Source organism: Pseudomonas sp. Sample_10 (assembly GCF_004321495.1).
Lineage (GTDB): Bacteria > Pseudomonadota > Gammaproteobacteria > Pseudomonadales > Pseudomonadaceae > Aquipseudomonas.
In genome coordinates this window covers 1-2,606 of the sequence record NZ_RCOE01000210.1, presented here as the reverse complement: position 1 = coordinate 2,606, position 2,606 = coordinate 1, and the positions used below count along the sequence as shown (strand labels likewise).

Here is a 2,606-nt window from a genome sequence, read left to right as displayed (position 1 = left end):
GGAGCACGGCTTGCCGGCGATGGCGGTCTTGAGTGCGCTATCGCGAGCAAGCTTTGCTCCTACAGGTCCAGCATTACTGGATGATCAGGTTGTTGAACAACAGATCCTCAACCACCGGCTTTCCGGTTTCGTCGTTCATGATCTGCTGGGTTTGCTTCAGCGCTTCCTGACGCAGCTTTTCCTTGGCCTCGACGTTGTTCATCGTCTCGGTAGTCTGCTGGGCAAACAACGCCACGAGCTGATTCCGAATCAGCGGCTCGTTGGCCTTGACCGCTTTGGTCGCCTCTTCGCCGGTCACTCGCAACGCCACATCGGCCTTGTATACCTTGAGTTTCGGCGTGCCATCGAGCCCGTAATTACCCACGAACGGCGGGCTCAGGGTGATGTAATTGACCTTCGGTGCCGCATCCTCTTTGGCTTCTTCGGCCACTGCTGCCACAGGCAGAGACAGGGCCAGCATCAACATGATCCACGCTTTCACAATTCGCTCCTTATCCGGTTTGCGGCCTAGCATAACGACCCGCCGCGCAAGCACAAGCTTATGGCTGCCTATCAGGGCCGGGCATGCTCGTTGACCCATCGACTCACACACCTACACTTATCGGCCATCACTCCCAAAGGAATAGCCCTGATGAAAGCCGTGCTGTGCAAAGCCTTCGGCCCTGCCGAATCGCTGGTGCTGGAAGACGTCGCCAGCCCTGTCGCGAAGAAGAACGAAATCCTGCTGGATGTGCACGCCGCCGGGGTCAACTTCCCCGACACGCTGATCATTGAGGGCAAGTACCAGTTCAAGCCGCCCTTCCCGTTTTCACCGGGCGGTGAAGCAGCCGGCGTGGTCTGCGAAGTGGGTGAAAAGGTCAGTCACCTGAAAGTCGGAGACCGGGTCATGGCCCTGACCGGCTGGGGCAGCTTCGCCGAACAGGTCGCGGTGCCGGGCTACAACGTGCTACCGATTCCGCCGTCGATGGACTTCAACACAGCCGCCGCCTTCAGCATGACCTACGGCACCTCGATGCACGCGCTCAAGCAGCGTGGCAACCTGCAGCCGGGCGAAACCCTGCTGGTGCTCGGCGCTTCCGGTGGCGTCGGCCTCGCGGCAGTGGAGATCGGCAAGGCCATGGGCGCCCGTGTGATCGCTGCCGCCAGCAGCGCAGAAAAACTCGCCGTGGCCAAAGCCGCGGGGGCCGACGAACTGATCAACTACAGCGAAACCAGCCTCAAGGACGAAATCAAACGCCTGACCGATGGCCAGGGTGCCGACGTGATCTACGACCCGGTGGGTGGTGACCTGTTCGACCAGGCCATCCGCGCCATCGCCTGGAACGGCCGCCTGCTGGTGGTCGGTTTCGCCAGCGGCCGGATTCCCGAACTGCCGGTGAACCTGGCACTGCTCAAAGGTGCAGCGGTACTCGGCGTATTCTGGGGCTCGTTCGCCCAGCGCCAACCGCAGGACAACGCCGCGAACTTCCAGCAGCTCTTCGGCTGGTTTGCCGAAGGCAAGCTGAAGCCGTTGGTGTCGCAGGTGTATCCGCTGAGCAATGCCGCGCAGGCGATCAACGATCTGGGCCAGCGCAAGGCGGTAGGCAAGGTGGTGGTGCAGGTTCGCTGAATTGGCAAAACGGTCTGGACTCAAGCAATCGGGTTCAGACCCAGTCGACAACTAAAGCAGCTTGCGAAGGTCCTCAGGCAAAAACCTCGCAAACCGGGACGTTGGTTTGCTCGAACATTGCCGGACGATAATCGGCACCGCCCTGTTCAGCTTTGCGATCAGCTCCAGACGTCGCTCGTTTGACAAGCTGGTCGCGGAGAACGCATTCGACAGGTAGGCACGGGTGTAATGGAAGGCAGAAGCATCAAGCCAACCGCTCTCCGGAACATTGGCCATGACCTCATTGAAATCGCGGCATCTCAGCTCCTTGAGCCACTGATTGATATGAATGGGCAGGTCCGAGTCGTATCGAAAGATCATGGGCGCAATGACCTCCTGCTCTTTGGGTTTGCCACCTTCGACCACCCACGGCTTGAATCGCCACTGCGCAATGGCAACCCGGGTCGCCTCGGCCAAATCCGGGTGATCGCTTTGCAAAATGCTCACCTTGCTCACCGAACCATCGGCATGCGCCGTGAACCTGACCCGGACATCACCTGTAATTCCGGCCCTTTGCAGCGCCGGCGGGTACACCGGCTTGGGATTGTCTTCCGGAATAAGCAAAAACTCCTCGGCCCGGGCTTCTCCAGACAACGCCAGCACCAGCAAGAACGCAATCCACCGCATAACCCTTCCCTCTCCCCTTCGCACCTCAAATGCCAGTCTTGGCAACTGGCCAAAAGGTTAAAGCGCGAAGGTATTGAGCTGAAGATCATGGCTTCCGGTAACAGTGCAGGACATTTCCCAAAGATTTGCCTTAATCCTGCCGGCCCGGCAGTCACTAAAGGAAAGCGGTAACAACTCCTACAACGCCCTTCACTTACATCTGAGCGACATGTTCATAAAGGAATGCTCGTTTTCCAACATTTCCGCTGTTTGGCTGATGAGAACCAGTGCTATTTTCGGTAACGAAACTGTAACATTCGCATCCGCAGTCAAAACAAGAAAACTGGAGCTC

The 2,606-nt window shown here is 58.5% G+C and carries 3 protein-coding genes; 1 reads left to right on the top strand and 2 read right to left on the bottom strand.

The genetic code is table 11. From position 1 onward, the window contains the following. Positions 1-73 precede the first annotated feature (73 nt). Positions 74-481, bottom strand: coding sequence for a flagellar basal body-associated protein FliL (locus tag D8U18_RS20675; RefSeq protein WP_056854084.1), 408 nt, complete (start codon positions 479-481; stop codon positions 74-76). Between the two features lie 150 nt (positions 482-631). On the opposite strand from D8U18_RS20675, the gene D8U18_RS20670 reads away from it, so the two are divergent. Continuing rightward, entirely contained in the window at positions 632-1,609 is a 978-nt protein-coding gene (locus D8U18_RS20670; RefSeq protein ID WP_131108314.1) for an NADPH:quinone oxidoreductase family protein, read from the top strand. Positions 1,610-1,660: 51 nt separating this feature from the next. Here D8U18_RS20670 and D8U18_RS20665 read toward each other — a convergent pair whose 3' ends face one another. Next, a complete protein-coding gene (locus D8U18_RS20665) occupies positions 1,661-2,275 on the bottom strand; it encodes an energy transducer TonB (RefSeq protein WP_056854086.1) in 615 nt (204 codons plus the stop codon). Between the last annotated feature and the right edge of the window lie 331 nt (positions 2,276-2,606).